Origin of the sequence: Halobellus clavatus (assembly GCF_900107195.1) — an archaeon.
In the GTDB taxonomy this organism is placed as follows: Archaea; Halobacteriota; Halobacteria; order Halobacteriales; family Haloferacaceae; genus Haloquadratum; species Haloquadratum clavatum.
This window is the reverse complement of sequence record NZ_FNPB01000011.1, coordinates 84,903-110,599: the sequence shown is the minus strand read 5'-3', so window position 1 is coordinate 110,599 and position 25,697 is coordinate 84,903. Positions and strand designations below refer to the sequence as shown.

25 protein-coding genes are annotated in these 25,697 nt (G+C 57.0%); 6 read left to right on the top strand and 19 right to left on the bottom strand.

Annotated elements, in window-relative coordinates; all coding sequences use genetic code 11:
- Positions 1-170: 170 nt before the first annotated feature.
- Both BLU74_RS14620 and BLU74_RS14615 read right to left on the bottom strand, forming a co-directional pair.
- Positions 171-1,073 (bottom strand): hypothetical protein, encoded by a 903-nt coding sequence (locus BLU74_RS14620; protein ID WP_089768629.1) that lies wholly within the window; start codon positions 1,071-1,073, stop codon positions 171-173.
- A 68-nt stretch (positions 1,074-1,141) separates the two neighbouring features.
- Entirely contained in the window at positions 1,142-1,435 is a 294-nt protein-coding gene (locus BLU74_RS14615) for a PadR family transcriptional regulator (protein ID WP_089768627.1), read from the bottom strand.
- 129 nt (positions 1,436-1,564) lie between these two features.
- On the opposite strand from BLU74_RS14615, the gene BLU74_RS14610 reads away from it, so the two are divergent.
- The gene (locus BLU74_RS14610) at positions 1,565-1,732 is read left to right on the top strand and encodes a DUF1931 domain-containing protein (RefSeq protein ID WP_089768657.1); all 168 of its coding nucleotides are present in this window, start codon (positions 1,565-1,567) and stop codon (positions 1,730-1,732) included.
- Positions 1,733-1,810: 78 nt separating this feature from the next.
- A complete protein-coding gene (locus BLU74_RS14605) occupies positions 1,811-2,371 on the top strand; it encodes a TATA-box-binding protein (RefSeq protein WP_089768625.1) in 561 nt (186 codons plus the stop codon).
- 74 nt (positions 2,372-2,445) lie between these two features.
- On the opposite strand, the gene BLU74_RS14600 is transcribed toward BLU74_RS14605, so the two are convergent.
- A complete protein-coding gene (locus tag BLU74_RS14600; protein WP_139175837.1) occupies positions 2,446-3,255 on the bottom strand; it encodes a PD-(D/E)XK nuclease family protein in 810 nt (269 codons plus the stop codon).
- A gap of 96 nt (positions 3,256-3,351) precedes the next feature.
- Between BLU74_RS14600 and BLU74_RS14595 the strand changes: the two genes are divergently transcribed.
- Complete coding sequence (locus BLU74_RS14595; RefSeq protein ID WP_449271660.1) at positions 3,352-3,912, top strand: ArsR/SmtB family transcription factor; 561 nt, start codon at positions 3,352-3,354, stop codon at positions 3,910-3,912.
- A 493-nt stretch (positions 3,913-4,405) separates the two neighbouring features.
- On the opposite strand, the gene BLU74_RS19700 is transcribed toward BLU74_RS14595, so the two are convergent.
- The 5 genes from BLU74_RS19700 to BLU74_RS18585 all read right to left on the bottom strand — a co-directional run bounded on the left by BLU74_RS19700 (position 4,406) and on the right by BLU74_RS18585 (position 7,460).
- Positions 4,406-4,588, bottom strand: coding sequence for an HVO_A0114 family putative DNA-binding protein (locus BLU74_RS19700; protein ID WP_449271661.1), 183 nt, complete (start codon positions 4,586-4,588; stop codon positions 4,406-4,408).
- Positions 4,589-4,800: 212 nt separating this feature from the next.
- Positions 4,801-5,157 (bottom strand): hypothetical protein, encoded by a 357-nt coding sequence (locus BLU74_RS14580; RefSeq protein WP_089768617.1) that lies wholly within the window; start codon positions 5,155-5,157, stop codon positions 4,801-4,803.
- 14 nt (positions 5,158-5,171) lie between these two features.
- Complete coding sequence (locus BLU74_RS14575) at positions 5,172-5,588, bottom strand: hypothetical protein (protein ID WP_089768615.1); 417 nt, start codon at positions 5,586-5,588, stop codon at positions 5,172-5,174.
- A gap of 99 nt (positions 5,589-5,687) precedes the next feature.
- Positions 5,688-6,671, bottom strand: a complete 984-nt coding sequence (locus BLU74_RS14570) for a hypothetical protein (RefSeq protein WP_089768614.1) — start codon at positions 6,669-6,671, stop codon at positions 5,688-5,690.
- 108 nt (positions 6,672-6,779) lie between these two features.
- Complete coding sequence (locus BLU74_RS18585; RefSeq protein ID WP_139175834.1) at positions 6,780-7,460, bottom strand: hypothetical protein; 681 nt, start codon at positions 7,458-7,460, stop codon at positions 6,780-6,782.
- A gap of 275 nt (positions 7,461-7,735) precedes the next feature.
- Between BLU74_RS18585 and BLU74_RS14565 the strand changes: the two genes are divergently transcribed.
- Entirely contained in the window at positions 7,736-8,575 is an 840-nt protein-coding gene (locus BLU74_RS14565) for a recombinase zinc beta ribbon domain-containing protein (protein ID WP_089768611.1), read from the top strand.
- Between the two features lie 213 nt (positions 8,576-8,788).
- The gene (locus BLU74_RS14560) at positions 8,789-9,712 is read left to right on the top strand and encodes a hypothetical protein (RefSeq protein WP_139175832.1); all 924 of its coding nucleotides are present in this window, start codon (positions 8,789-8,791) and stop codon (positions 9,710-9,712) included.
- Between the two features lie 4 nt (positions 9,713-9,716).
- Here the strand turns inward: BLU74_RS14560 and BLU74_RS14555 are convergent, their stop codons facing one another.
- Positions 9,717-10,547 carry an IS5 family transposase gene (locus tag BLU74_RS14555; RefSeq protein ID WP_089768607.1) on the bottom strand — a complete coding sequence of 277 codons (831 nt, stop codon included), beginning with the start codon at positions 10,545-10,547 and terminating at the stop codon, positions 9,717-9,719.
- A gap of 107 nt (positions 10,548-10,654) precedes the next feature.
- Here BLU74_RS14555 and BLU74_RS14550 point away from each other — a divergent pair, with 107 nt between their 5' ends.
- The gene (locus tag BLU74_RS14550) at positions 10,655-12,799 is read left to right on the top strand and encodes a HEPN domain-containing protein (RefSeq protein WP_089768605.1); all 2,145 of its coding nucleotides are present in this window, start codon (positions 10,655-10,657) and stop codon (positions 12,797-12,799) included.
- Between the two features lie 298 nt (positions 12,800-13,097).
- Here the strand turns inward: BLU74_RS14550 and BLU74_RS14545 are convergent, their stop codons facing one another.
- The 10 genes from BLU74_RS14545 to BLU74_RS14500 all read right to left on the bottom strand — a co-directional run bounded on the left by BLU74_RS14545 (position 13,098) and on the right by BLU74_RS14500 (position 25,609).
- Positions 13,098-14,036, bottom strand: a complete 939-nt coding sequence (locus BLU74_RS14545; protein WP_089768603.1) for an Eco57I restriction-modification methylase domain-containing protein — start codon at positions 14,034-14,036, stop codon at positions 13,098-13,100.
- 2 nt (positions 14,037-14,038) lie between these two features.
- Positions 14,039-17,122 (bottom strand): VWA domain-containing protein, encoded by a 3,084-nt coding sequence (locus BLU74_RS14540; protein ID WP_089768602.1) that lies wholly within the window; start codon positions 17,120-17,122, stop codon positions 14,039-14,041.
- Positions 17,123-17,188: 66 nt separating this feature from the next.
- Positions 17,189-18,241 carry a ribonuclease H-like domain-containing protein gene (locus tag BLU74_RS19395; RefSeq protein WP_245705812.1) on the bottom strand — a complete coding sequence of 351 codons (1,053 nt, stop codon included), beginning with the start codon at positions 18,239-18,241 and terminating at the stop codon, positions 17,189-17,191.
- A 168-nt stretch (positions 18,242-18,409) separates the two neighbouring features.
- Complete coding sequence (locus tag BLU74_RS14525) at positions 18,410-19,576, bottom strand: ISH3 family transposase (RefSeq protein WP_089768600.1); 1,167 nt, start codon at positions 19,574-19,576, stop codon at positions 18,410-18,412.
- A 4-nt stretch (positions 19,577-19,580) separates the two neighbouring features.
- Positions 19,581-20,039 (bottom strand): metallophosphoesterase family protein, encoded by a 459-nt coding sequence (locus BLU74_RS19550; protein WP_342702057.1) that lies wholly within the window; start codon positions 20,037-20,039, stop codon positions 19,581-19,583.
- 118 nt (positions 20,040-20,157) lie between these two features.
- Entirely contained in the window at positions 20,158-20,721 is a 564-nt protein-coding gene (locus BLU74_RS18580) for a hypothetical protein (RefSeq protein WP_139175830.1), read from the bottom strand.
- A gap of 614 nt (positions 20,722-21,335) precedes the next feature.
- A complete protein-coding gene (locus tag BLU74_RS14515) occupies positions 21,336-22,838 on the bottom strand; it encodes a helix-hairpin-helix domain-containing protein (RefSeq protein WP_217635387.1) in 1,503 nt (500 codons plus the stop codon).
- Positions 22,839-23,056: 218 nt separating this feature from the next.
- A complete protein-coding gene (locus tag BLU74_RS14510; RefSeq protein WP_245332985.1) occupies positions 23,057-24,571 on the bottom strand; it encodes a hypothetical protein in 1,515 nt (504 codons plus the stop codon).
- 170 nt (positions 24,572-24,741) lie between these two features.
- Positions 24,742-25,038, bottom strand: a complete 297-nt coding sequence (locus tag BLU74_RS14505) for a hypothetical protein (protein ID WP_089768595.1) — start codon at positions 25,036-25,038, stop codon at positions 24,742-24,744.
- Between the two features lie 103 nt (positions 25,039-25,141).
- Positions 25,142-25,609, bottom strand: coding sequence for a hypothetical protein (locus BLU74_RS14500; RefSeq protein ID WP_089768593.1), 468 nt, complete (start codon positions 25,607-25,609; stop codon positions 25,142-25,144).
- Positions 25,610-25,697: the final 88 nt, after the last annotated feature.

Here is a 25,697-nt window from a genome sequence, read left to right as displayed (position 1 = left end):
GAGCATAATTGCTCTCCTGTAATTGGTTTCTCGATCAGTCACGGCATGGTCCCCCATCGGAATTACGCCACGATGAAACCTATTGAGGACAGCCGCTGATCCCTAGGAGTAGGACCTTGAACAGATCGATAAGCTAGCTGAAGACTCGCCTTCGTCCGTCAGGATGGTTGTTATTGATGATAGAGACGCCAGAGCCAGCCGGGTGTTGAGGCAGTGATTTCGTCGATAACTGATGTCCACGGGTGGTTGCCGTGGAACGCCCGGGCATAGGGAGCCGAGATGTCCGCTGCCTCACTCACAAGGAGCAATGAGCCGAAAAGGGCGTATTCGGGGAGGAATGCAACATCACTCCACAAGTACCGCGGGCGAAGATATCCGAGAGGCCGCCACAAACGGTGAGATCGAAGCGCAGCCAGCTCCTCGTCGGTAACACCGAGTTCACGAACGGCCGTCGGTGTGATCCCGCCTCGACGCGTTCCGTGGGCAAGGACGCCCTCTAAGAGTGTCTTCGTATGCTGTCTCTCCGCGAGATGAGTCAAGAAGTCGTACTGTAGCTCAGTGGCGAAATGTGCTTGCGTACGGACTGACACTGCCTGCTCGAAACCTTCCTGCAGGTACGGGTGTTTCCACGTTGGTGAGTCGAACTGGTGCTGATACGCGTGGCACAACTCCGACGCTAAATACGTGTACGCCGTCGTCTCGGGGAGCTGCCCGGGGCTCACGCCGATTCTGCCCGTCCGCGCGGAATATCGCCCGCCGATGAACACGAGCGTCAATGAGGCCGGCAGATCGCTCGTGAGGAGTGCGAGACGCTCCCTACGCGAACAGTCGTACACAAGATGTTCACGCCACATCTCGCGGTACGGTGTGGAATCGACATCGAGAAGGTCGTCGTAAAATCGCGTGAGTTCATCGAAGCGTTCGTGAAGGTCACCCTCGCTCGCGAGGGGGCCATCGGAATTCTGTTGGAGTGACTCGGTCAGGGGTGGTGCGTCCGGGTACTCCGCCCGGTACGACTCAACAGCATCTGAACAGATTGACCGTAGCTGTTCGAAGAACGCCTCGTCGTCCATCTGAATGGATATAATGGTGGAGGGGAGTAAACTTCGTTCGATAGGTTGGATTGGCTGTTTAAGCGTATCTATGCAGGAGCGGACTCTGCGGGTTCGACGTACTGGTACTCCCACTCGCGTCGAGCCTCAATTTCACGACGGCCACGACGCGTGAGCGTATAGACGTTCGTTCGCCGGTCTTTCTCGCCTTTCTCGACAAGCCCTTTCTCAACAAGCGTGTCGAGGTTCGGGTAGAGTCGGCCGTGATGGATCTCTTTCTCGTAGTAGTCTTCGAGTTCTTCCTTGATGGCGAGGCCGTGGGGCTCATCAAGGCCAGCGATCACGTACAGGAGGTCCCGTTGGAATCCAGTCAGATCGTGCATCGTCCTACTACTTGATACGTAGTGCTATTGAATACGTCTGTTGCCCTGAAAGTGGCCGTGAACACTCCTAGAGGGACCGAGTCAGATATCTGTATGTTTATACAGAGGACGAGAGAACAACCCGAGTGTATGGCAGACCTGATTGTCAAATCGGCCGTGAAGGAAGCGCTCAACGACCACAACGTTGCGGCAGATTTCTATGAGGCGCTTGATGACGAAGTGACTGAGCTAATCGACGAGGCCGCCCAGCGAGCCGAGGCGAACGACCGAAAGACTGTCCAGCCCCGCGACCTCTAGCTCGGTCAGAAAGTACTACCCCCATCGCTCGAATTCACCCACCTGTTTTTAAGACACTCGTGACTGGTAGATATCCCTATGAGTATGACAACGGAGTCAATTCAAGTCGAGAACGTCGTTGCCTCGTCTGATATCGGTCAAGAACTCGACCTCGAAACGCTCTCTGGAGACTTAGGAGCGACCGACTACGATCCCGATAATTTCCCGGGACTCGTCTATCGGATGCACGATCCCAAAGCTGCAGCACTCATCTTCCGCTCGGGAAAAATCGTCTGTACGGGAGCGAACAGCGTTGATGACGTGACGACTGCGCTTAAGCACGTCTTCGACGAACTCCGCAAGTTGGGGGTCGATGTTGCAGCCTCGCCGGAGATTGAAATTCAGAATATTGTCTCGAGTGGGGATCTCGACCACACGCTCAATTTGAATGCGATCGCGATCGGTCTGGGCCTCGAAAGCGTCGAATACGAACCTGAACAGTTCCCGGGGCTTGTCTACCGACTCGATGACCCTGACGTGGTCGCACTCCTCTTTGGGAGTGGGAAACTCGTCATTACTGGTGGAACACAACTCGATGACGCTGAAAAGGCCCTGGTAAACATTGAAGATCGACTCAACGACCTTGGATTACTGAGCTAATCTGATTTCTCGATAGAATTCATCGAAGTGGTCGGCCGGAGGCAGATGAGAATGGGGACAGTAGATGATAGTGTTCAGACGTCAGCAGGAGATTGGGAGACGCCACTACTACTTGTGGCGTCCCCGCTGTTGTCATCTTCAGTCCCCTCGAAGTCCGTTGTATCGTCCCCTTCTACTCCGAGTGCGTTGCACGCTTCGGTTGAGTCAGCATCCATCTGGAGATGATCGAAGCGAAGGGATTCCTTCTCGCAGAGCCAGCAGTCGCACTTCTTGAAGGGAATTTCTTCTTGGCTCGTCGGGTAGCCCTCGTCGATAATTGTGGCGGCGATGTGCTTGCCTTTCTCGAGAAGGTCTTGGACGCGTCCCGGATCGGGACCGAAGGCGTCGATGTCGGCACTCTCCGGTGGCCACGTCCGAACTTCGAGATCGGACTTTGCGAGGTACACGATCTGACCCTGAGACGCACCAAGCGCCTTCATATAGAGATAGATCTGATCTAGGTGGCGCTCGATGGGTGGATTGAATCGATACCAGTTGGCTCGCGACTTATAATCGTAGACAGTGTTGGTGCCGGGCTCGTACAAGTCGGCGTGGCCGATGATCGTAAGCCCGTCCATCTCCATCTCGATTGCGACTTCGCGCTGGGTTTCGACGTCGAGGTCTGGGATGACCTCGTTTTCCATAAACTCGTGGATGGTGGTTCCCGTGTGGAAGGTGCCAAGCGCGTCGGTATGGTCGAGAAGACCGAGTTTTGAGTTGTAGCATTGGCGGGGGCACTTCGCGAGCTGACTCGGGTGGAAGGTGTAGGGGTCGAGCTCGGTGTGGCTATGCTCGTCGTTGAGCTGGATGAGTGTGGACTGGATTGCGGACTCGAAGTCGATCATAGTGAATCTCCTCTTCGAACGGCGTCACAGCGATGGATGCGAGGCCCGTTCGTCGGTATGCGGGCGAAAAACAAGACTAATTCAATATTTTGAACTATGATTCAAAACAGTAATGGTGCTGGAGATCCGAATACGTATATGAGCGACTCTGGGACCACGGATCACACGGCAAAGGTCGCCCGGATTCGGGAGGTTGCGATGACGGTTCGTGAACCAAAAAATGCGGGAGAGATAGCTGAGGCTGCTGGTGTTGCCCGAAACACGGCTGAAAAGTATCTCACGCAACTGGTCGAAGCGGATAAACTCGCGACGATCCAGCGGGGCCGCGAGACCCGCTACTATCCAGATCCAGTCACCCAGTATTTCGATCAGATCCGTGACCTCGTCAACGACCATCGAAAAGACGAACTCACGGCTGAACTAGATGCGATCCGGGACGATATCGACGAGTGGAAAGAGGAGTACGATGTGGAGTCCGCTGACGAACTTCGGGCGACCGTCGGTGATGATATTCCGGCATCCGAACGCCGGCAGCGGCGCCACGACGCGGAGGATTGGGACTACTATGAGCACCAGGCGATGCTCATCAAGCAGGCGATTCAGCTCTATGATACGATTGAGGCGACTCGTGAGAGTCGTATTGCCTCCGCCAACTGACTCGGTGACAGTGTAATGGGAAATCCACCGATTTCTGGAGACACGCATCTCCACCGATACGAGGTCCACAAACGAGTCACAAATCGACTTCAACGGGAAGCTGGCGTGACGACCGTAGAAGCCAAACCAAGTCCGATGCGGCCAGTCCGTCTCGTAGCGACCCTCGATCGCGCGGTCTTTTTTGACCAGAACACGGACGCTGGCGACGCGACACTTGAATTCGAGTGGCGCCCCCATTCCAAGCGCGATGAGTTCCGCATTCAGTATAATGAACCGGGGACCCCGTGGTCATGTGGCTGGCATCAAGACAAAACCCACGAGAAGCTCGGCCCAAGTCATTTCCAAGTTGACCACGAAGCGTGGCCAGCACCGCACCGTGAGTCTGCATCCTTCACAGACTCGAATCCGATGGCAATCCTCGAAACTTGCCTCACTGAGCTTCGTGACCGTGTCCCGAGTCTCCCGGACAGCGTTCGCCCGAGTCCGTAGGTCGCTACGCGATGGGTTCGGCGACGACAGTGTCGTGCTTGAGGTAGGTGATTTTGCGTTGGTCGTCGGTATCGAACTCGATGATATCGGCCTCAAAGAGAAGATTGAGGTCGCGACTGACGCCGGAGACGTCGCGATCGAGGTCATCGGCGAGGGCGCGGACGAACTTGATGTCGCCTTCACAGATGCGGGAGATGAGTTGCTGGCGCTTCTCCGTGAGGACCTTCTTGGCGGTCTCTCGGTCGGTGACGAGGACGTCCTCGAAACCGCTGGTAGCGAGGGCACGGGCCAGTCGGGATCGTAGTTCAGCGTCCCCGTCCGCGTTGGTGTGGTGATCGGGGGCCGTCGTCTTGTGTTGTAGTCAGCCCGCAACAAAAACGGGTGTTTCGACGTACCCAATCAGTAGCGCGTGTCGCGCGGTCGCCGCCCGCGAAGGCGGCGCGGTGTCTTCCCCGGAGGCTTCGGCGACGGAGTGTTACGATCGACATAACAGTCCCAGTGCTCGACCGCGAACCGACCGTCGTGTGTTTCGTAAATATAGCCCTCGTATTCCCGGTAGGTCGGCGAGTAGAGCGTCTCTTTTCGCGTGAACCGGAACTTCGCGTCGGCGTTCGGCTTGCCCTCTGGATCCTCGGTGATTCGCTTGTCCTGGTAGGCATAGCTGTAGCCGTCTCGTTCGTGCTTGCGACACCACCTGTCGATGAACGTTTCGAGGGCGTCCTCTGGGCTGTCGCCGATGAATCTGTCTCGTGGCATCTGTCTGTGTGTGGCTAGGCGGTGATCTGGTGGTCGTCGACGGTCGTCCAGGTGTCCTCGCTGGGCCCGTGGCGCTCGTGAACGACCTCGAAGCTGTTGTCGGCTTCGATAGGACGAATAACGACCCGATGCTCGGTGTCGTTCCGGTAGCTCGCCATCGCGATTCCTCGGTCGTAGCGCGTTTTTACCCACGTACAGAGCGTAGTCGTGCTTCGGTGGACGAGTGGGTGAACTTCCCCGAGATCCGCGGTCTGCCAGTCGTCGCCTGCGCCAACGCGCTGCTCGTGGACGACGTCGACCTGGGGACGGTCAGGCCATTCGCGGATGACGACGCGATGGGACTGATCGTTCGATTCGATGGCGACGTTGGTCGCAATGTCGACCATCGTTGACCAGTGGCAGAGGATCTTCGTCGGGGGCTGTGTGGACATAGTTCGATCGCACCGTTCGACACAGTGTGGGCGAGGAGAAACGCGAGGGGAGTATGGCCCCTAACAGAATCCTTGGACACTCACAAGTGGGGCACTCGATCAAAGGTCGTCGTGGTCGGCGTCGAGGACGGCTACGATCGCGCTCTGGAGAATATGCCAGGAGTAACCGCTGAGGATGGCTTCACGCCAATCTTCACTACCGTAGGGTGCCTCGCTGGCTTGTTCGGTTTCGTAGGCGTCCTCGAGGTTGTACATTTCGGTGAGCTGGTCGGCGAGTGCCATCTGTTCGACGAAGGAGAGCCCACACCAGATGTCGGCTCGATTGGACTCGATCGTGTCGTGGATCGCGTCGTAGAGATCGGGACTCTTGTTCTGGAACCGTTCTTGGGCTTCAGCGGCGAGTGACCTAATGAGTCGATCGGGGTCGACGCTGAGCCAGGAATCGCTGGCGGCTGATGCGGGGTCGCCCCCAGTCAAAGGGATGAGGGGCTGCGGTTCGGTTGGTTTGTCGGTCTCGTCGCCAGCGAGTGTGTCGACGATATCGGTGATTCCCCAGAGGTTGTAGACAGCCGCAATGTCGATTTCGCGATGGGAATAGGCCTCGTTGTGCTTCTGGACGAGGATGAGGCGCTGAGCGTGGAAGTCAACGAAAGTAGGGCGGCCGGTTTCGCCGGCGCCGCGGTCAAGTAGGATGAGGCCAGTCTCGGGATTGAAAAGGAAGAGAGCGACATTTCGGGGTGGGCCTCTGCCGACATTCTGGTAGTCGACGATGCGGCCGTCCGGTAGATCGAAGTCACGAGCGGGGTACCGGGTCGCGACTTCCGCGACGATCCCGTGCGTGAAGGTGCGAACGGGTGGGGCGGAGTCAATTTCCTCGTACCGAGGAGAGTGGAGGAGATGCTCGATGTCGAGGTGGTCGGGGAGGTCGTCGGGGTCAATACTCGTAGCAGCGAGCGCAACTGCAGTGGCTCCGGTGTCGGTAGCGAGATGCCGACTCGGTGCGAGCTCGTAGGATTCCTTGAGGCGGACAACATCGCCCCGCTCGAGAAGGGGAAACGGGATATCGTCGGAGGTCGTGGGCATTTGAGTCTTTTTTGCCATGCGTCTGCGCTTGTGGCGCGAAAGAAACCACCAACGAGGTAGTCGTACGAACGGCAAATAGAGAAAGCCATACTCCCACAACAGATAAGATCAAGAGTAATTTTCGAGGACGAGGAAAACGAACTGCTGAGCGAAGCCGGTGACGAGAACAGCTAAGCCAAGCCTTCTAATCCTGGTCGTATATCTCTCAATTTGACGGTTTATTTCTTTATCAGCCAAATTTTTTGGATAGAAGAAGGCGGCAGTGTCGGGCACACCTGGTCCAGTCGTCCAGCCCTTGTATCCCGTAAGTTCTTTTTCCGGTAGTTCTTCAAATAGCGCTATATCCAATGAACTCCCTACTTCAATCCGATTTATATCATCTGCGTCCCAACTATCCTTGACAAAATACAGCCCATGTGTGTGATCACTAAGACCGTCCTGTATAAGTGGTGTAATTACCTCCAATAGTTCAGGAAATCCAATTTCGGTCTCTTTCTGAGTGGGTGAGCTTCCTGGACGACACAGAGTAGAAAAACCACCTTTGCCTGTCCTGTCTACGGTTTCCTTCGCGTAATTCAGTCGACCACTGAATGTTTGGTGCCAAATGGCAGGAATATCAGGAACTGCAAGAATAGTAGCACCGAATATATCTATCAACAACCCCAGTAAAACACCCCAAAATAGAGGATAGTGAAACAAAACTAGGATGTCAATTCCGATTAGAAGCATAATAGATGGAAATAAAACCCATCTCGCTCTTGGAGTCTTGATTGACCGTTTTATAATCATCAGACTCAACTGATGGTTTAAGCTTGAAAATTCAATCGATAGGTATGTAGACCGTTCTATGGCACTCTCAGTTTAGAGTAAGAGTGTTAAGCAAGGGGACAGCACTATATGGATGAGACGGATGAGTTATGCCACCGGACAGTACCCGAGGACGGATAGAGTACGATGTCATCACACTGTTCGCGACTGCTGAGGTAGACTCAGAGCAGCGACCGGGAATTACCGAAGCGTTACACGAATCGCGCACGCAACTATCGAGCCAGACCGGCTATCTGATGCGCTTCGGAGACGCTTCGCATCGTGAACTGACTGTCTTCGACATCGTTTCGCTCCCGATCAAGAGCTACCCGGTGTCTGAGTCCGCATATGCATCTCTCCCAGATCGCGTTCGCGAGCAGCTCCAAGACGTCGGTGCCGTGCAGATCGTCGCCGATTATGACTCGGAGGCAAGCGTCTTCCGCGATGTCGTGTGGCCGGGTGCGGAGTCACCAGGAGACACTGCGGATCCAGTCGAGACGGTAGACGACTCGCCAGACGATGGTGCGACCGAACAGTCGGTAGCTGCGGGCGATGGAGTGGGTACGGACGCGATGGTTGAAGAGCACGGCTCGGATGATTCAGCGCAGACGTATCGCCCGATCACACGTCGCGAGTTCGAGACGTTCCTTGAGGGTGTCAGCGTCGATTTTGAGCGGAAGACGTACGGCTGGACAGATGAATGGGTGTACGAGTCGATTCTGGATGACGGGGAGAAGTGCCTGCGGGTATACTCGTCGATCGACCGCGAAGACAACGCAAGTCGTGAAGCTGGTTCAGACGCGATAAAGTCGGTCCTCCTGCTGAACGTGGCCGACGCCGGCGAGGAACCGACGTGGCGGCCACTGCGGAAGCCGAAGCGGACGTATCGAATACAGACGTGGCCGCAGAACCTCCGTGAAAAGCTTGAGAACGCGGTGGCAACGCGAGACGAACTGAAGGTCTGCTCGGATTGTGGTCGGCCGATGGTGCTTCAATCCCCGAAAGGGAAGAACCGCCAGTTCTGGGGGTGCTCAGGGTACTATGAGAAACCGGCAGGTAGTGACCGGGCGTGTGAGAATACCGCACCCGTTCAGTAGGTAGACTCACTCGACGTGCTTGAACACCGGCTCCATAGCAATCATCGACGGTTGATAATACTAGTCTGCGGAATACAGGGCGCGAATCGCGCAATTGCTACCATCTAAGAACTGTCGAAATCCTCCTAATCAGCCATCAGCCAATGGTTCAGACAGCGATGCGTGATTTCACCAGCCTGTTTTTAACATACTCCTTCATAAAGGAGGTATACTATGGTATCAGGTAAATTCCGAGTCCGCGATTTTTCTACTTCGGATGAGCGTGTCCGACGATTGGAGGGCGCTTGGAGGGAAGTCATTGATACAGAGCGATATCGATCAAGCCCTCGTCAGGAACTTGTAGACTTATTAGAAAGTCTCCAGACGACGCTTATCGATCAGCCTCATAATCGAGGGAAAATATTGGAAAAAGTTCGTCACGTTGAGGCCTGCTTCGATGATATACAGCGCGGTGAGTTTGCTGACATCCGTGAGCAATTGGATGATTATCTCGAAATTGATGAGAGTCAGCGACAGTCAGATGCCGAGCGTCTACAACGTGAACTGAACGACTCGGTTGACTACGATGAGCCCGAACTCGAAACGGTATTTGAAGACCATGGGATTGAGAAGTCAGTCGATGATTTCTATGCAGAACTTGGCGGTGTAATCGCTGAGTTTGCGAAACGCGAATCCTCGGTTGAAGCGGATATCGAAGACCTGCAGGCGGCGTTAGCCACTGTAATCAGCGATCTCAGAACACCTGATTTTCGCGACCGCTACAAATCCGCGCTCATCCAGGATATTGCGTCATTCCTCCACTACGAGGAGGACATCAGCCAGGACACGCTGCGCACGATAGTCGCTCAGCTATCAGCTGAACTACGAGCTGATGGCTGGACATTTGGGAAAGCGGAGGCTGTAGAACAGTCGAAAACAGATATAGACCGGTTGCTAAATGCGTTCACTACAGATGAGTTCGATTCTCACGACGAACGGATTGACAACCTTATCGACACACTCTCCGGGACCAATTATGGACGCGAGTACTACATCCCTCTTCCTGACTGTGATATCGATATCGACCGCTTGTTTGCCGGGCAAATCACCATCTACGATCAGTCTCACAGGGCTGTGTTGAATCGCTGTAAGGCGTAGAGATTCACTGTTTGACGAAGCGCTTGATGTTATAGACGACACACATCAGCGCGATTTCGCGGAACTCACGAAACCATGAGCGCGCTCGCACGGCGAAGCCGAGCGAGCGCTTCACAGCCGAGTTCACAGTTTCAGTCATAGAGCGCTGATTGTAGCGGTTATCGTCGATTCTGGCGTTGTGTGCGTGGTCGTACGCTGCGAAGATGCGGTGTTTGATCAGCGGTCTGATCCCGAGGTCGCGTAATCCTTCACGAAGCGATTGCTTGTCATAGCCTTTATCGGCCGCAAGAGACCGCAGATCGCCCGCATTTCGGCGGGCGATCTGCTCGGCAAGGTCTGCGTCGCTCCCTTTCCGATTTGTAGAGCAGTGGACGTCAAGGACGGCTTGAGACGCTGTATCGACGAGTTTCGTGACTTTGAGCTTCTGAACGCGGTAGCTGATTCGCTGGCAGTAGTGGCGGCTGGCTGGTGAGCGGTCGTAGAACGTGGCGTCGATCGCGGCGTGTTCAGAGAGATCGTGCAGCTGCGCCGACTGGCGCAGCAGCACTCGACAGACGCTCATACTGATCCGGTCGAACGCCTTACACAACGTGGACGGCGCGGGGAGATCGGCCGCGTTGAGGCCGATCTCCCCGATTATTTGTGGCATCTCTTTGAGCAGGTCGATCGTCATGCGGTACGACGAATCGAGGTAAATCCGCAGACAGTGAAGGGAAACGAGTGCATAGTCGGCGAATCCGCCGCCACCTTCTGGGGCGGCGGATTCGCCTCCATCGCCAGTAACTCTTTGAGCAACCGGTACAACCTCCCCGATGAAGCGGGAGATTTGCGTCATGGTCAACGGAACTCTCCCGCTTCAACTCCTTTGATTTAGCGGCCTACCTCGCTGCCGTATGGCGATTCAACACAGCCTCTCACAGCGATTTTGACCTCCGAGATCGATTGAAGGTTGAGGGCGAAAGCGCGGAGTCCGATGAGGCGGAGTATGTTCTTCCCGAATCGTTTGTCGACCATGACCTCGGTTTAGCTGATAAGTTCGCTTATATGGCGACGACAGGCCCAGTACGCGGTGTCACGCGGAAGGCGATGCGGGAAGAACTCTCCCGGGTTCTAGACGTCCTGAATTTCTATCGCGATCACGGCCTAATTGCGTCGCCGTTTCAGCAGCCGAGCTACATTTTCTACGAATTCGAGCCCGATGGAACGAGTAACCGGTTCAAGTCCTGGAACCAGCGGTATGGCCATCGATCGGTGTTGTCGACAGAGCAGGTGAGAAATCACGTTGACCGGCAGCAATCGTTCTTCAACATCTCTGACAATCCATCGGAATTGGAGCAGGGATACAAAAACAGCCTTCGCTGGTTCCGGTACGGCCTAGAAAGCTATCATCCTGAGGATCAGTTCTTGAAATTCATCATCGCCCTAGAGAACGTTCTCGTTCCCGACCGCACCGTGTGGCAGAAGAAGGAGCAGCTGGCGGAACGAGCCATGCGTCTACTCCAGATTATGCCGAAGTTCGAGAAAGAATATCGACCGATCTTCGAGCGGATGTACGATATTCGCAGCCAAATTGTGCATGATGCAGCTCGTGATTTCCCCGAGTTAGAACGTGACGTGAAGCGACTCCAATCACGAACGCGAATGATTTTGGATGTCGTCCGCAGTAACTTGGATTCATGCGATACGATCACCGACGTGATTGACGAGATCGAGGCAAAAGAAGCCGCTCTACGCGAAGGACGTCAGGATCAAGCGCCAATGGGGGTTGGAGACACGATCGAGGGTGTTGGGATCCTGACGGACAGTAATGGCCTGTATTATGGGAATGTTGCGGTGCAGGCCAGTTTACAGGATGATGGTCGTTATCTCTATTATGACGGTGAAGTCACGGGATTGCGCAACGTGCCAGACCATGCTGTGTTCGAGTTAATGGACGATCCAGCACTTGAGCTATACATTGACGGCGAATTATACCGGACAGAGAATTTGCGGTTCCTCAATGATGGCTTGATTCGAGACGTGTTGCAAGCGTCGGACGAGCATCCGATCCCAGTGCTGTGGCTTGACGTAACCCCGGTTGAGGGGTTCTCGCTACAGGACGGTGTGCAGACGACGCCCTTTGCGACGGTGCTTCCGGCGAAGCTGCGGATGTATAGTGACGGGACACGGGCTCAGTTCATTATTGTAGATGAGGAGGAGTATACGGACGAGTTCCCGCACTCGGTGCAGTATTCATTTGATCCTAGGCAGGACGGTGCGTACCACTTGTTCCATATCGATGCGATGGATCGTGATGAGTTCGAAGCGGTCGTTGAGGAGTACGGAGAATTTAGTGGCCAAGTCAACTGGTCCTTCAGTAATACGTTAATTTCGGTGTCAGACTATTTTGAAGTGTGTCGGTTTGCGAAGGCGACAGCAGATGACGCGTTAGAGTCCATTCAGTTTATTGCAGAGGGTCGAAATGTTGGTGAATTACGGCCACAGTCTCAGATATCAGTCCCGCCGGTTGATTGGGAGCACCTTGATTGGTATCGGAGGCTTGCCCAGCTTGAGCAGCATATTGATGAAGAAATTCGGACCCTTGGTTTTCTTGTCGACGAGCAGATTGAGGTAATAGAGTCTGCTTCGAATTTGTCCGCGTTGTATGATGGCTTGGATGAGGCGATGCGGCCTGCTGTGTCATGGGTGGAGGTGGAAGCGGAAACAGCTGATGGGCGGGTTGTCCAGCAGCGTAAACTCGGTCCGTTCTTCAATCCGCTGCATCTCCCAGAACAGGACATACCGGAGGAAGATGAGGATCTCGTGGAAGAGTGGGCAGAAACCCGCCACCGGCCGTTTAAGAACGAAGTGAGTACGACGATGACATTGCAAGAGGCTTTGGACGAATTAGATGACTTCGCCGAGGAATGGTCGAACGATATTAGTGACATTGGGGAAACGTTGCATCTTCCGCCAGAATTAGAAATGATGGAGGAGCCGGAGGGATTACAAACCCGGCTGAAAATCCGATTTGAGCCCGTCCAAGCCAACCTCCTATATTTGGAACAAGATGTCTCGTATACGATCACCGAATTAAAAGATGAATGAACATTTAATTCTACCATTATCTCAGCTTTGCACGTTGAGTGATTGACATATATTTCGCCCAAATAGCCACAAGAAGCGTTCTCCTGGTGGATTCCAGAAATCAGTGGGGCAGTGAACCAATCTTCACTGGACCGGGGTTCGCGTAGATCATGGCTCTAGGGGAGCGAATCGGCGTGCGACAAACTCCCGGGTTCCTGTGAAAAGGCCGCTTTGTCTGCCATTTTCGCCCATCTAAATATAAGATATTCTACGTGCAAAGCCGAGCCATTATAATAAAACAGGGCGGTCGCTTGGATGGTCACCCGAACTTGGATAGCTCTGCTTGATCGCTAGTGGCAGTGGATACAGTCGACCCGAAGTAGTACTCGATGAGTTCTACCTGCTCGGGGGGAGATTGCCTCGTCTTGGAGCGGCGGGTAGTAGCTCGTCTGACCGGTCCGCGGAGGTTTCGGGCGAGGTCTCGATAGTCGGCCCAGAGAGCGGTCTTCTCATCATCCGTCCGGTCGGGGAAGAAGTAGTCATGTTCATAGCGGTAGAGGGGTTTGAGCCAGAAGTCGGACTCACTAGGCGGGGACCAAGCGAAGTTCGGCGGAGGATGTTCGACCTTGCGGAGCGTGGTGATCATCGTCTGGGTGGTCTCGTCGAAGATCGCGTCCGGCATCAGGTAGAACGCATCGAACGTGTGCCGACTGAGGAGACGACGGAGGGGCTGGGCGTTGTCCGCAAAGAGATACTGGATAGGGGTAAGAAAGGTGAGGGTGCCGCCGTGCGTGAGGGCGCGAAGCGCCTGCTCAAAGAAGAGGTAGTAGCTGTTGTACTGACCGTGAGCGGTATCGAAACGGTCGGTGTACTGATTGCGGCGATCATCGGGGAGGTCGTTGTAGTGGATGTACGGAGGGTTCGCGAGGACGTAGTCGACGCGTTCGTCGATCGTCGCCGTGAGGAAGTCTGCCTGGTAGACTTTGAGGGCGGCGTCAGGATGTGTCTGCCTGAACTCGGTGACGAGCTCTGGATCGATCTCGTACGCGACGCCTTGCGGGGGATCGTAGTCGAATTTTGAGACGTAGCCATCGCCGGGCGTGCAGTAGCGGTGGACAGCGTCGTAGAGGTGTCCCGTGCCGAGGCCGGGGTAGAAGACCGTATCCTCGCTCGTGGGTCGGTCGATGCCGAAGACGCTGGTTGTCATAAAGTCGGCGACGCGGGGCGGCGTGGGGGCGTAGCCGGTGTCGGTGCTCATAGTTAGAGGCCGTCGAACATCACGGCGAACTGGTCGAGGCGGCGGTCGAGGTCGGCGGCGTCGTGGACGTAGAGATGGCGGTCGTAGAACTGCTCGACATCCTTCGCTCGCTCCGGAGCTTGTCCGTGGGGAGTGTCGAGAGCGAGCGTGAGCCCGCAAACAGGCGCGTACGTCTGCTGGAGCTCCTGCTGGTAGTCGTCTGCGGAGCCGGGTTTACCATCAGTGATGATGATGACGAGGGGGGAGTCGCGGCGCTGGTCAAGGAGGCGGCGGGCGAGTCCGAGAGCATCAGTGAGGGGTGTCCCGCCAGCCGTTTCGCCGCTCATCAGACTCGCTTGGACGTGATCGGTTTCGACGCTGAATGGTTTGATGAGGCGGGCGTCCCCGTAGACGAAGTCCATAATGGCGACGTTGATGCCGAGGTCCTCACAGGCGAGGGCGAACCGTGCAACAGCGTCTTCGGCAGTGTCGATGAGATTGCTCATCGAGCTGGAGCGGTCGAGGACGAGGACGAGGTCGTACTGTTTCTCGTCGCCCTGCTGGCGGACGCTGAAGGCGTCGACGTCGCCGCGGGCGAGGGCGCCAGCGCGGCGCCGGTCGAAGCTCCCGCTGGTGACACTGCTGCGGGTCTGGTCGCGGCGACTCTCTCGGAGCGCCATCCGGAGGGTGCCACCGACGGCGTCTGCACCCGCGGTCGCGGCTTGCCACCTCGCGGGAGGTGCCTGCTCACCGATCTGTGGGAGGATCGAGAGCGAGTCGAGACTCCCCTTTCCTGCGCCGGCGCCGCCACGTCGCCGTGCGGTCGTTGTGTCGGGGCTCTCGTCGGTGTCGCCGTCGTTCGTGAGATCTTCGAGGGCGGCTACGGTTTCTTCGAGGTCGCGTTCGAGCGCGTCCTGATCGGGAGTGGCGCGGTCAGCTTCCTCGTGAGCGGCGTCGTGGTCCGTGCTGAGCGCGTCGGCTCGTTCGTCGAGGGAATCATCGTACGCTGGCTCGGCGAGCGGCGCTGCGGCTTCCTCGGCCAGCTTGCCGTTGTTGTCCATCTCGCCGTCTTGCACAGTGCCGTCATCGGTGGGGTCGTCGAGCGTGTCTGAGTCGATGTCCGCTTCATCCTCACCTGCCGTGCCGGTGCTTTCGTTCTCCGTGGCGTCTGTGTCGCCGCCGTCCGTGCCGCCAGCCGCGTCTCCGGCCACTCCATCGTCTCCGAATGGAACGCCGTCAGCGCGGTCGTCGGGCGCTCCTGCGCCATCTGTGTCTCCACCGGTAGTGTCGGACGTATCTGAGGTATCTGAGCCATCTGGGGTCGCCTCCTCGTCGGTACTCGCGGCCTCACCGCTGTCGCGTCCGGTGTGGTCACCGCCGAGGAATTCCGAAAGCGACGCCTGCCCGTTCGACGGGGCACTCGACGCATCGGAAGCTCCGCTACTGTCTGCGCCGCCCTCGGTGGCCTCTCCGTCTCCCTGCTCCTCGATGCCGCTCTCTTCGGCCGCTGGCTCTCCGACCTCGTCGGACGTGGACTCAAGATCGTCTCCGCTGGACGCTCCAACACCACTATCACGTTCTCCGTCCACGAAGTCTGCACCACCAGCACTCGTCCCCGACTCGTCCGACGGATCGTCGCTCTCGCCCTCGTCCGGGGAAGTGTCCATCGACTCGGCCTGGGGGTTAGGCCCGGCATCGGACTCTACATTGGACGCGGACTCAGACGCGGCTTCGTCGTCGGCATCAGTAGACTCGACGTCGTCGGGAGCGAGCTCGTCAGCGGTGTCTGCCGTCCCGATGTCCGGGTAGGCGAGGACGTCTGCGGAGGGCCCATCCTGAGTTTGCTCGAGGGAGACGTTCTCTGGGTCGAAGTCCGCCGGCGGCTCCGCGGAAGCGTCGTCACTCGATGCCTCCGAGGGGTCGCCGTCAGCGGGCGACTCACCCAGTACGCCGTCAGGGGTGTCTCCGGACGTCTTCGGACTGTCGTCGGTTGGCGACTCCGAGACGTCACTCGGATCGGCGTCTGCGGCGCCGTCCCCACTGGGTGCATCCTCCGGCGACTCATCGGGTGCCTCTGCGTCCGTGTCGGGGTCAACGGACGGTTCGCTCGACTCGCCCTGCTCGCACTCGTCGGGCGTCGACGAGTCGGACTGAGAGGGCGACGGGGGCGTGTTCGGACTACTGCCACCCGTTGCGGCGGTGTCTTCGTCTTCTTGACCCTGCTGGTGGTTGTCCTCGTCCATCTGATCGAGGAGCGGCTTGATAGTCTGTTCCCAGCAGTCGAGCACGGCATCTCCACGCTTCACGGAGTCTGGTTCACTGAGGACGGTCGCGAGGAGGTCATCGAGCGCGTCCTGTGTCTGCGCGAAGGCCGCCGCGTCATCCTGGGACTGGAAGGTGATCCGGAGGTCGTCCGGGTCAAGGAGGACGTCACTCTTCCCAGAGTCGTAGATGCCGTGGTCGTAGAGGTAGGACTGGATCGCGTCCCGGTAGGTGAAGGTGATAGTAGCGGTGTCGGGGAGATCGCTCGCCATCTGAGTGAGACTCCGGTTGACGAGCTCGAGGCGGTCGGCGGCGAGCTGACTTTGTGCCGCTCGGAGTTGGTGTTCGATCGCGGCGTCCTCGGCGTAGTTGATGAGGCCGTGGACGAACTCCTGATACTCTTCGTCGACGCGCTCGTCAAGGTGGTCGGCGACCGTCGAGATGTTCGTGTAGCGGATGTGGCCAAGTTCGTGTAGTGAGAGGCCGAACTGCTGGGCGCGGTCGGCCGTGAGCTGGTCGTCGAGCGGGAGGTTATCGAGATTCGCCGGATTGGTGGAGATGAGAACGAGGTAGTCGCCGTCGACGGCATCGACGAGCTGCTGGGCGGCCTGCTGGTCGAAGTCGGTCGCATCGGCGTCGATTAGGCGATCGGCGTCAGCCGGGAGAACGCACGCAGTCTGGACGTGTGATGTGAGGACGACTTCGATGTTTTCGCCGGTGTGAGCCTGAATGTACTCAGTGAGTCGGCGCGTCCGTTGTGAGGAACGCCGGGCCTGAGCCGGGCGATCGGGGAGAACGGATCGCGCTGTTTCAGCGCCGCTCGACGCTGGTGTGAGTGACGACATTATTGGATTCACCTCAGGGAACGGTGGTCAGAGGAACGCGGCTACGGGTCGTGGCGCGTGAGAAACCTATGACCTGATGTGGTCGACGATGGTTTTCAGTGCAGTCACATCGTCGTTATTGTACTGTTTGAGTCGATTCCAGTCTGGTTCTTCGCCGTCGAGGAGATATCGCGTGTACTTGCTCCCGACCACAAATCCATCGACGGTCGGGTCTTGATATTCAAACCCGAGTGCACTCGCTACGACGTCCAATTTATGCCGATTGAAGGGCCCGAAGAGTTCCTGTTGTGCAGTTATGCCGAGGTCGTGTGCTCGCTCCAGATAGTCGACCCCCTCAGTGATGCCGTGTTCGTCGAATCTCCGACTTAGACACTGTTCGTCGAAGTAGTTCCCTCCGTAGTAGATGATTGGCTCGGAGCCGTGATCATCAAGGTACTCAGACAGCTCCTGAAGGAGTGCTGACTCGTCGTCCGGGTCGAAGAATTGTCGGTACGCATCGTTCTGGTAGCTGTAGGTGCCGACCAGCCAGATCCGGTCCTGCTGAAGGTCCGTTTCTATGTCCAAGAGGAGAGGGTTCGTATCGTGAAGGTCGCCGAAGGCGGACTTGTTTAGAATCACGACCTCATCGTTTTCGAAAGCCTGTCGATGAACAATCCACCGGTCCACGTGCCATGACGAGGCTCCAGGGAGGGCTTCGAGTTCGGCACGTCGTTCTTCGGTAATCTCATCTGGGCTAGTGATCCCTAACTCACTGAACTGTTCCACTCGGTTTCTCCCGACCTGGACGAGATCAGTCAGTCGGCTCCCTAGCAGATGGCGAGTGTTGTAGAACTCGTACTCGATAGATTCGTTCGAGGCGTCGATGGTAATGAGTACGTATCTTCCTGGGTCGTCTAATCCGTCGTGTGACGCAATATTGATCACCGTGCCGTATTCGAGGGTTTCGGCCCTGCCTCCGAATTGATGGCAATGACCGCAGACGGTGACTGGGGGCTGGATGTCGTCTAAGAATCTCCTGACTGCTTTCGATCCGATATGTTGTTGCCCGAATCGTTTACCGATGTCGAGAATGCTGAAGGGAGGGGTGTGAGTGACAAGAATCAGTACCTCACAAAGCATCCTCGGCTAGCTGTTTCTGAAGTCTGAGTTCTGTGTCGGAGCGGTTGCACTGATGGTCTCGACGAGAGTATCATTGGGCGATTCGACGGAGAACGGTCGCTGTCGGCGGCGATCAGCCGCCGACGCGACAGCGTCGCCACTCACACCGCTGGCTAGTCCGGTTGGGAGTTACCGGTGGAACCGATCGTCTGGTGGCCGATTGGCGGGGACGGCCCGACGCACCGCGAGGGCCGTCCACGCTGCCCGACACAGCATGTTGATGAACTCTTCGAACGACCACGGCCAGAGGCGACGCCCGCCACGGCGGGGCGTCGCCACATATTCCCAATGGAGGTACCGCCAGACATTCTGCAAGAGTAGGCTTATCACGACGTACAACAGCCGTACAACTGGATTCTGCGTTGTAGTCGTCGCAATGCTTTGTTCGGAGAGCCGGTAGCTGGCCTCGATACCGAAGCGTTTCGCGTAGTGATATCGCGCATCTCGTGGTGTCTCAATAAACGGCGCGTCAGCGGCGTAGCCGTGACGCGCCACCCCATGTTCGTCGTACCGTCCGTTTTGGTAGGTACAGTCGATGTAGACGGGAAACTCGACGGTCCAGCTGTGACCGTCGAGTTTCCCTGTCAACTCATGTTGAATGACTCGACTCCACCCTTCCGAGAGTTCCTGCTTGATCGTCTTTCCCCAGCGGACAATCGGCATTACGTACGCGTAGTTGTGAGCGTGAAGGAGCGTGAGACACTTGCTATCGTAGAATTCCCGATCAAGATAGACGGCCTTGACGCTGAGGTCAAGGCCGTCAAGGAGGCCAAGAAACTCAGCCAGGACACTGCTGGCGGTGTCGCCGTCGACGAGACGGCGCACCGCCAGCGTGTATCGTTTATTCTTCACACGCGCGTAGAGTGTCGCGTAAGCGTGGAACGCGGTGGTTCCACGCTTGGCTTCTGAGTGATAGAGGCCATCTGTCTCATCCTCGTCACCGTAGTAGGGCCGCAGGTGGAGGTCTGCGATGACCTCCACCTGCTCGGGAAGGACCTCTAGAACGTCCTTCTGGAGGAGTGCGTTCCCGACTTGTTCAACCGATGTTAGTTCGAACTTCTCGCGGAGGTGGTACAGAACTGTGTTTTCGTGGGGAGAGTCTTCACTGGTCTCACAGAGTTCGGATATCGAGGTCCCGTCGGCGCAAGCGCCGACGAGGACCTCGTAGATATCCTTAGCATCGAACTCAGCATTAGCTCCGAGACAGAAAGCAACTTCCTCGTCAAGGGTGTTGACGAGGAAGTTAAGAAGTTGGTCCTCGTGGATTTCATTGTCTGCTTGCTTGTTGGAGTGCACATCCTCAGCAAGCAGACGTTCTAACTAACCGGCTTTGTGAGGTACTGAGAATAGGGGTTCTGTCTTCACAAGCGGTGCGATGTTCGGAAAGGTGCCGTTGGACGTCGTTCTCGGTATAGGTGATGAGTCCAGGACCCTGGGTCGATCCTTCCTGACCGATGAATACGAGGTCCTCGTGAGTGTATGGTGTCCTGTGGAGGTCGGTGGTAAATTCCGTATCGAATTGAGGACCGGTTGACGGGGGGAAGTCGTCGTTACCTCGGACATAGAGTGATTGTTGATGCTTCGTGAGGCGAGCAAGTTCTGCAAGATGATCTGTGTCGGTATCGGCGTTTTTGAAACGGGAGAGGTCATCGCCGGCATACAGTAGTAGATCTGGAGTTGGTTCTACAGTTTCGAGAATGGTGTAGAGATCGTCAATGGGTTGGGAGCGCCAGTCAGATACGGCGATTATGTGGGTCATTTTGTATGAGCGTGGTTGGTGTAGTATCTCCTGTCGATTGTTTAGGTGCATCGGGTGTTACTAAGCGATCCACGGCCACCTTGCCATAGTATACCTCGAGTACAGGACTGACGAATGATTAGTCAAAACGCTCAACTAGGTCGTTTACTGTTTTTCCTCGTCGGTTAATAGCTGTCCTGTGCATCCTATTCAAATCGGTTCTTTCAGGCGATTTGATTATATCTAGCGCTTCTTTGTATGCTGCATTTTCGCTGTATTTTCTGACATATGCTATCCAGTCCATCCGTTCATGATCTCGAAGAAATACATTATACCCGTCTTCAAGAACCCGGTCAGGTTTGATCTGCGCGGCGGTAGCAGCTCTACACAGATACGCGGCTGAGTCGCGTAATGAGCGTTGCATCGAAGGATTTGTTTTTGAATATCTCGGATTGGATTCGATAAGATGTAGAAGCCCAGCTTCAATTACATTCATCTCACCAGGGAATCCAGATTCAAGATCTCCTTCACGTGGGATTCCAAGCTCATCTTCATATCCATGCCCGATGAACCCATATTTATTCCTGGGAGCATACCCAGGTATTGGGTCATCTCCCGGCTCATCTGGTCTGTGATCGTCTTCAAACGTCGTTCGGAGTTCATCCGTTGACAAGTGGTTATAAACAAGTGCTAGATCGTGCATAGCAGCGCGAAGTCGTTTCCGAATCTTGTACCGGAACGCGCGGTCAGCATCACCTGACTTGTCAACGTTTCCTCGAAGATAGTCGCGTTGTTGACGAGTTAAAACTGCTCCAGGGCGGGGATCATCTGATCGAGTCATGTGAACGCATATGTTCACGCAGTCAAAATACTACCGGCGATCTGATGAAGAGATATGAGTAATAGACCAAAGGAAACGAGGAGACGGCTCCCGTGGGTAGGGCTTGTAGTGGTTGTTTTTTCGGTGATAACCGTTTCCTGGGTTCAGGGATGGGGAAAAGCCGGGATTGGGATTGCTGCAATCTTGGTAGCGCTTTGGGATGCTCAGAATTAGCTGTCAGTACTGTATTACCGCTGTTCCGAGCTCAAGATCTAAGTTGGTCACAGAATTTCTGAAAATCATTACGACACCCAGAAAATACGAAGTCTTTCGTTAATCTCTCTAAGTCCGCAGAATAGGTGAGTTAGCGGGCGTGAGAGATATCGGAAAAGTACTCTAGAGAGTTCTCGACGAGGTACGGTGGTGGGTCAGACATCGACAGTGACGTTGGAAGGTGAGGTCATCGTGAGGTGTGGGTTGCGAGATGGTCCTGTCGGTCACGTGTCTTCGAGTTTCTCGAAGGTATCGTCGGGGTTCTGATGGGTTTCGGCGCTCGCCTTCACGACGTGTTTGAGGGCACCGCGAACGCTCGCCCCCAGATCGTACCAGTCGATGGCGTCTTCGAGCTTCCGGGTGGAGAGCGTCGGCCACGTTTCGTTGTCGCGGGTGGCGTTCGCGAACTCGACCATCCGACGGAGGCTGTCTCGGTCGATGCGCTGGCGACTCGTATTGTACTTTTGATCGAGAAAGTCGATCTCGTCCTGGGGGTCCATATAGTCGAAGAAGATGGTTTGGAAGCGGTCACGAGTCGCGGCATTCATCGGTTCGCTCCCTCGGTATTCGCGCGTTGGCGGGTTCATCGTGACGACGATCCGAGCGGCCGGATGCGGGATGATCTCCTCGCCGGATTCCTTGACGGTGAGGACGTTCTGATTAAGGACCTTCTGGAGGGCCATCATCACGCCCGCCGGTGCGGCGTTCACCTCGTTGATGACGATCGTGTAGCCGTGCTTCATCGCTTTCGTGAGGATGCCGTCGCGGAAGACAACGATGCGGTCCTCGTTGACAGTAGAGATGCCGAGGAGGTCCTGGGCGAGCATCGAGGCGTCGGCGTCGACGCTGACGAGGACGCGATTCGTCTTGTAGTGGAGATATTTGAGGAGGTAGTTCTTCCCGGCGCCGTGGGGGCCGACCAGTCGGAGGCCGCGGTTGCCGCGAGCGAGCTTCATCGCGGTCGCTTCAAGCGTGTCGAGCTGGACATCCTCCATCGTCGTCGTCTTCGGTGCGATTACCTCATCGGCCCGCGTGGGCATATCGCGCTTCCGGACGATATGTGGGTGGTCGTTATCCTCGAGAATAGGGAGCCCGTAGAAGGTTGCCTCTTCGACCGGCATCGAGGAGTCGACGACTGCGAGCGGGTCGCCGACGTCCTGATCGACGTCAGTGATGGAGTAGACGGTCGCCGAGCCGGAGGTGTCATCGCCGAGGCGTTCACGGTAGCGAGCGAGGGCGTCTTCGGCGATCTTTGTCTCGACCTGGACGTGCTGGCCGGCCTGCTGGACGATGAGTTGGGCTTTGCTCCCTGTGAGCGTCGGGATATCCGTGAGGTCCTCGGGGTCTGCACGGTGTAGTTCGCCGAACGTGGTGTACCCCGTGTCGATGAGGTTCTGCTCGACGCTCTCGCCGACGCCGTCCAGGATGGTGAAATCAATACTGTCGGCAGAGGCAGTGAGAGCGTCGACGTGTGCGGCGAGTTCGGTCGGGCAGTCGCCTTCTGGGGTGACGCTCGTGATGCGCTGACCGCCGTCGCTGTCGCGGTCGAGCGTGTAGATTCCGTTGTTAGCCCCGTCCTCGACAAGCTGGGTGACGGTGTCGCCGTCGAGGTCGAGATAATCGCTGGCGCGGAGGTGAAGTGTCTCGATTGGGAGATCTCCGCCGGTCTCTTTGATGAGGCCGGCAGCGAGGTGGCTGAGGAACCGTTGCTGGTCGTCGGTACTCATGGACTGTGGGGCTACTTGTGACATAACTGGTCAATCGCGTTCACGGAGCGAAGTGCGGGAAAAATGTTCGACTGTGAGACCGTAACAGGATGGTGGTCGCAGTTGGCGCGCTGGTTAGTCGAAGTGGGAGATAGGATCTCGTGGGGGATAATCTCTGTAGTAGGCGACGCGGTCAGTCTTGAGAGGTGATGGAGGGTGACGGGAACGCATCTCTCAGACTACTGGTTCAGGGATTCTTGGATGGTGTTCTGGACGCGCTGGGCGTCAGTATCTGAGAGGTCGCGCTCAGAGGCGACTTCGACGCCGGGAATAGCGAATGCCTCACCGAGAGCATCACTGAGCGTCTGCTGGTCAGGCGCGATGCTCGGCTCGTCGTCATCGGCCTGCAGGTCGTGCTCGCGGGCGGCAAGCTGGATGGATTTGCCGGGTGAAAAGAGAATGTCGCGGGCAACCTCATTGTAAGCCTGGAAGGTGTCGGAGGCCCGGGCGCCCTCGAATTCACCGAGGGCGACAAGGAGCGACAACTGGAGATTCCAGAGTGTGGGATAGGAGTCAGGCATCGCGATGCGCGCAGCTCGAGTACTCGCGCTCTCGGCGTACGTGCTGGGGATACCGAGGTAGAAGTAGAAGTCGTCGACGTCGAAGGGGAGTTCCTCGAAGTCGATCGCAACCGAGCGGGCGCGAACGAGGACATCGTCGACGGTGGTCGTTCGCTCGTCGAGATCGTCGTAGATGTTTCCCCACCACTCCATAATGGGGACGCGGTCGTGAGCGCGTTCGTGCGCAGCGTTCGTGACATCGCCGACGTGTCGCCGCGAGTACCGCTGGCCGACACCGTACATAACCGTCCCCGATCCCGGGAAGAAGAGGAGGGGCTTCGCCCACATCGTCTGGGAGCCACGGAAGTCGTATCCGGTCTGGATACCACCGTAGACCGTCACAGTCGCTGTCTCGTCGTCCTCGTCGCTACCATCGCTCATCGTGGGATCGACATCGGCGAGCGCATCGTGTTCGCGAATAGCGGCCTTCGTCGAGCCATCCGACTGGCTCATATCGAGTTCGCGACGGAAGCCTGGGAGGATAACGGTGAGTTTCGCGACGCCACCCCAGTCCCGCATATCTGCCCAGCCAAACGCCTCGTCTGCGCCGTGTTTCTGGAGCGCCCCCATCAGTGGGAGGTAGGCCTCCTCGGGGTTGACGATCGAGTACGTGGAGGTCGCGATCTGCCAGCGGAACTTGACGGGGTAGCCGAGTGCTGCGAGGGCGAGGCGACGGCGGTCGATAATGTCCTGGTGATCGGTGACGTCAAGGAGACGGTCACTTGGCGCGTTCGCGGCGAGCTCCTCGATGGACTGGCCGGTCGCAGCTTCGAGGAGGTCAGCGTTGAGGCCGTCGACATCACGAATCTCTTCGGGGTCGACCGTCTCGTCCGCTGGATCAACGAATTCGTTGACCGCGTGGAGTTCTCCGCTGCTGGCCTGCGGGAGCGCCTTGATGACGACCTTCAGGGAGCGGGACTCGTTTGCGTCCGTGTTGAGAAAGCGGCGACCAGTGGGCTCGATACCGGCCGGATAGTCGGCTGTTGTCGCGTCCGCGGGGGTGAGCCCGAGGAAGGGTAGTGTCTGCTCCTTCGCGATGAGTGATCGGACGTCGATGCTCTCGTCGACTGCGAAGTCACGGTCGCTCCGTGGCGTCTCGCGGTGCTCTGAGCTGGGGTGAGTTTCAGCTGACATCATGGATGACCTCCTGGATTAGGGTCTGCGTGGGGTGGTGGCTGCCCGCCTGTGTGTGGACGGGCGTTTGCACCGCCCTCTGCCACCCGATCGGGGGGAAGAAAACTGCCTACGTCGTGCGGTGCTGTGCAGGGGGCGGGGCGGTGGGGGTTCGGTCGGTCGTGGAGCGCCTACGTCCGTTCGGGGTGGTGCTCGACGACCTCGTCGCGCTCCAGAGACCGACGAAGCACGGTGCCGTCTTCGAGGACGGCCGCGTTCGGGTTGGTGACGTCCATAATTCGGTTCTCGAGTGACTTCCGGTTCGCGAGGTTCGTCTTCCGGACACTTCCCTTTGAAGCGTCCCAGCCTCGGAAGTGCGGGTGGTCGGCTGCCAGCTCGCGGACCGCGGCTTCGCTCTCGCCTTCGATAAAGCACGCAAGCCGCGTCGCGCCTGCGCCGACGTCGGGAAATCGGACTCTATAGTACATTTTTGAATACGCCTCACCTCTCGTGGGGGAAAGAAAACCGGAGGGAAGCGTCGAGATTAGTCAGTAGGCGGTTCGGTGTTTTGTAGTCAAGATGGCAAGCCAGTCACCCGATGCTTCGATGCTCGCCGCAGCTCGTACAGCGTTGGTCAACCGAACCTGCTTGCCTCGACGAGGATGAGATTTCACCCCCGCAGTAGGGGCACTCAGCGTCGTCATCGGGCGTGCTGGGAAGGTCGTCACGACTGACGTTGTCGGCGATGGCCTGCCGGTAGAGAGTGAAGGCTTCAGCGAGGTTCCCTGCTCTCCACTCGTCCGTTGGGACGGCGAGGCCTTCGCCGAGAGAACCGTGCCAGAGGTAGATGCGACCATCAAAGCCGTAGAGATCGATGGTGAAGACACGCCATTCGGAAGTTTTCGCGAGCAGAGTGATGTAGTCCTCGTGGAGTGCATCGGCGTGGATGTCCGGGTCAAGCTGGGGATGGTTTTCGGCGAACGCCGCGACCTCGTTTTCGTCGAGTGGGAGCGGGTGCTCTGTCAGTACTGTGAAGGCCCGTGGTCTGGTGTTGGTCATACTGAGTTATCTCGTGGGTCACCTGTAATGGCCGGAGAGAAATCCGACGGAATGATGGAAAATTCTTGTCGTCGGGTTCGCTCTCGGA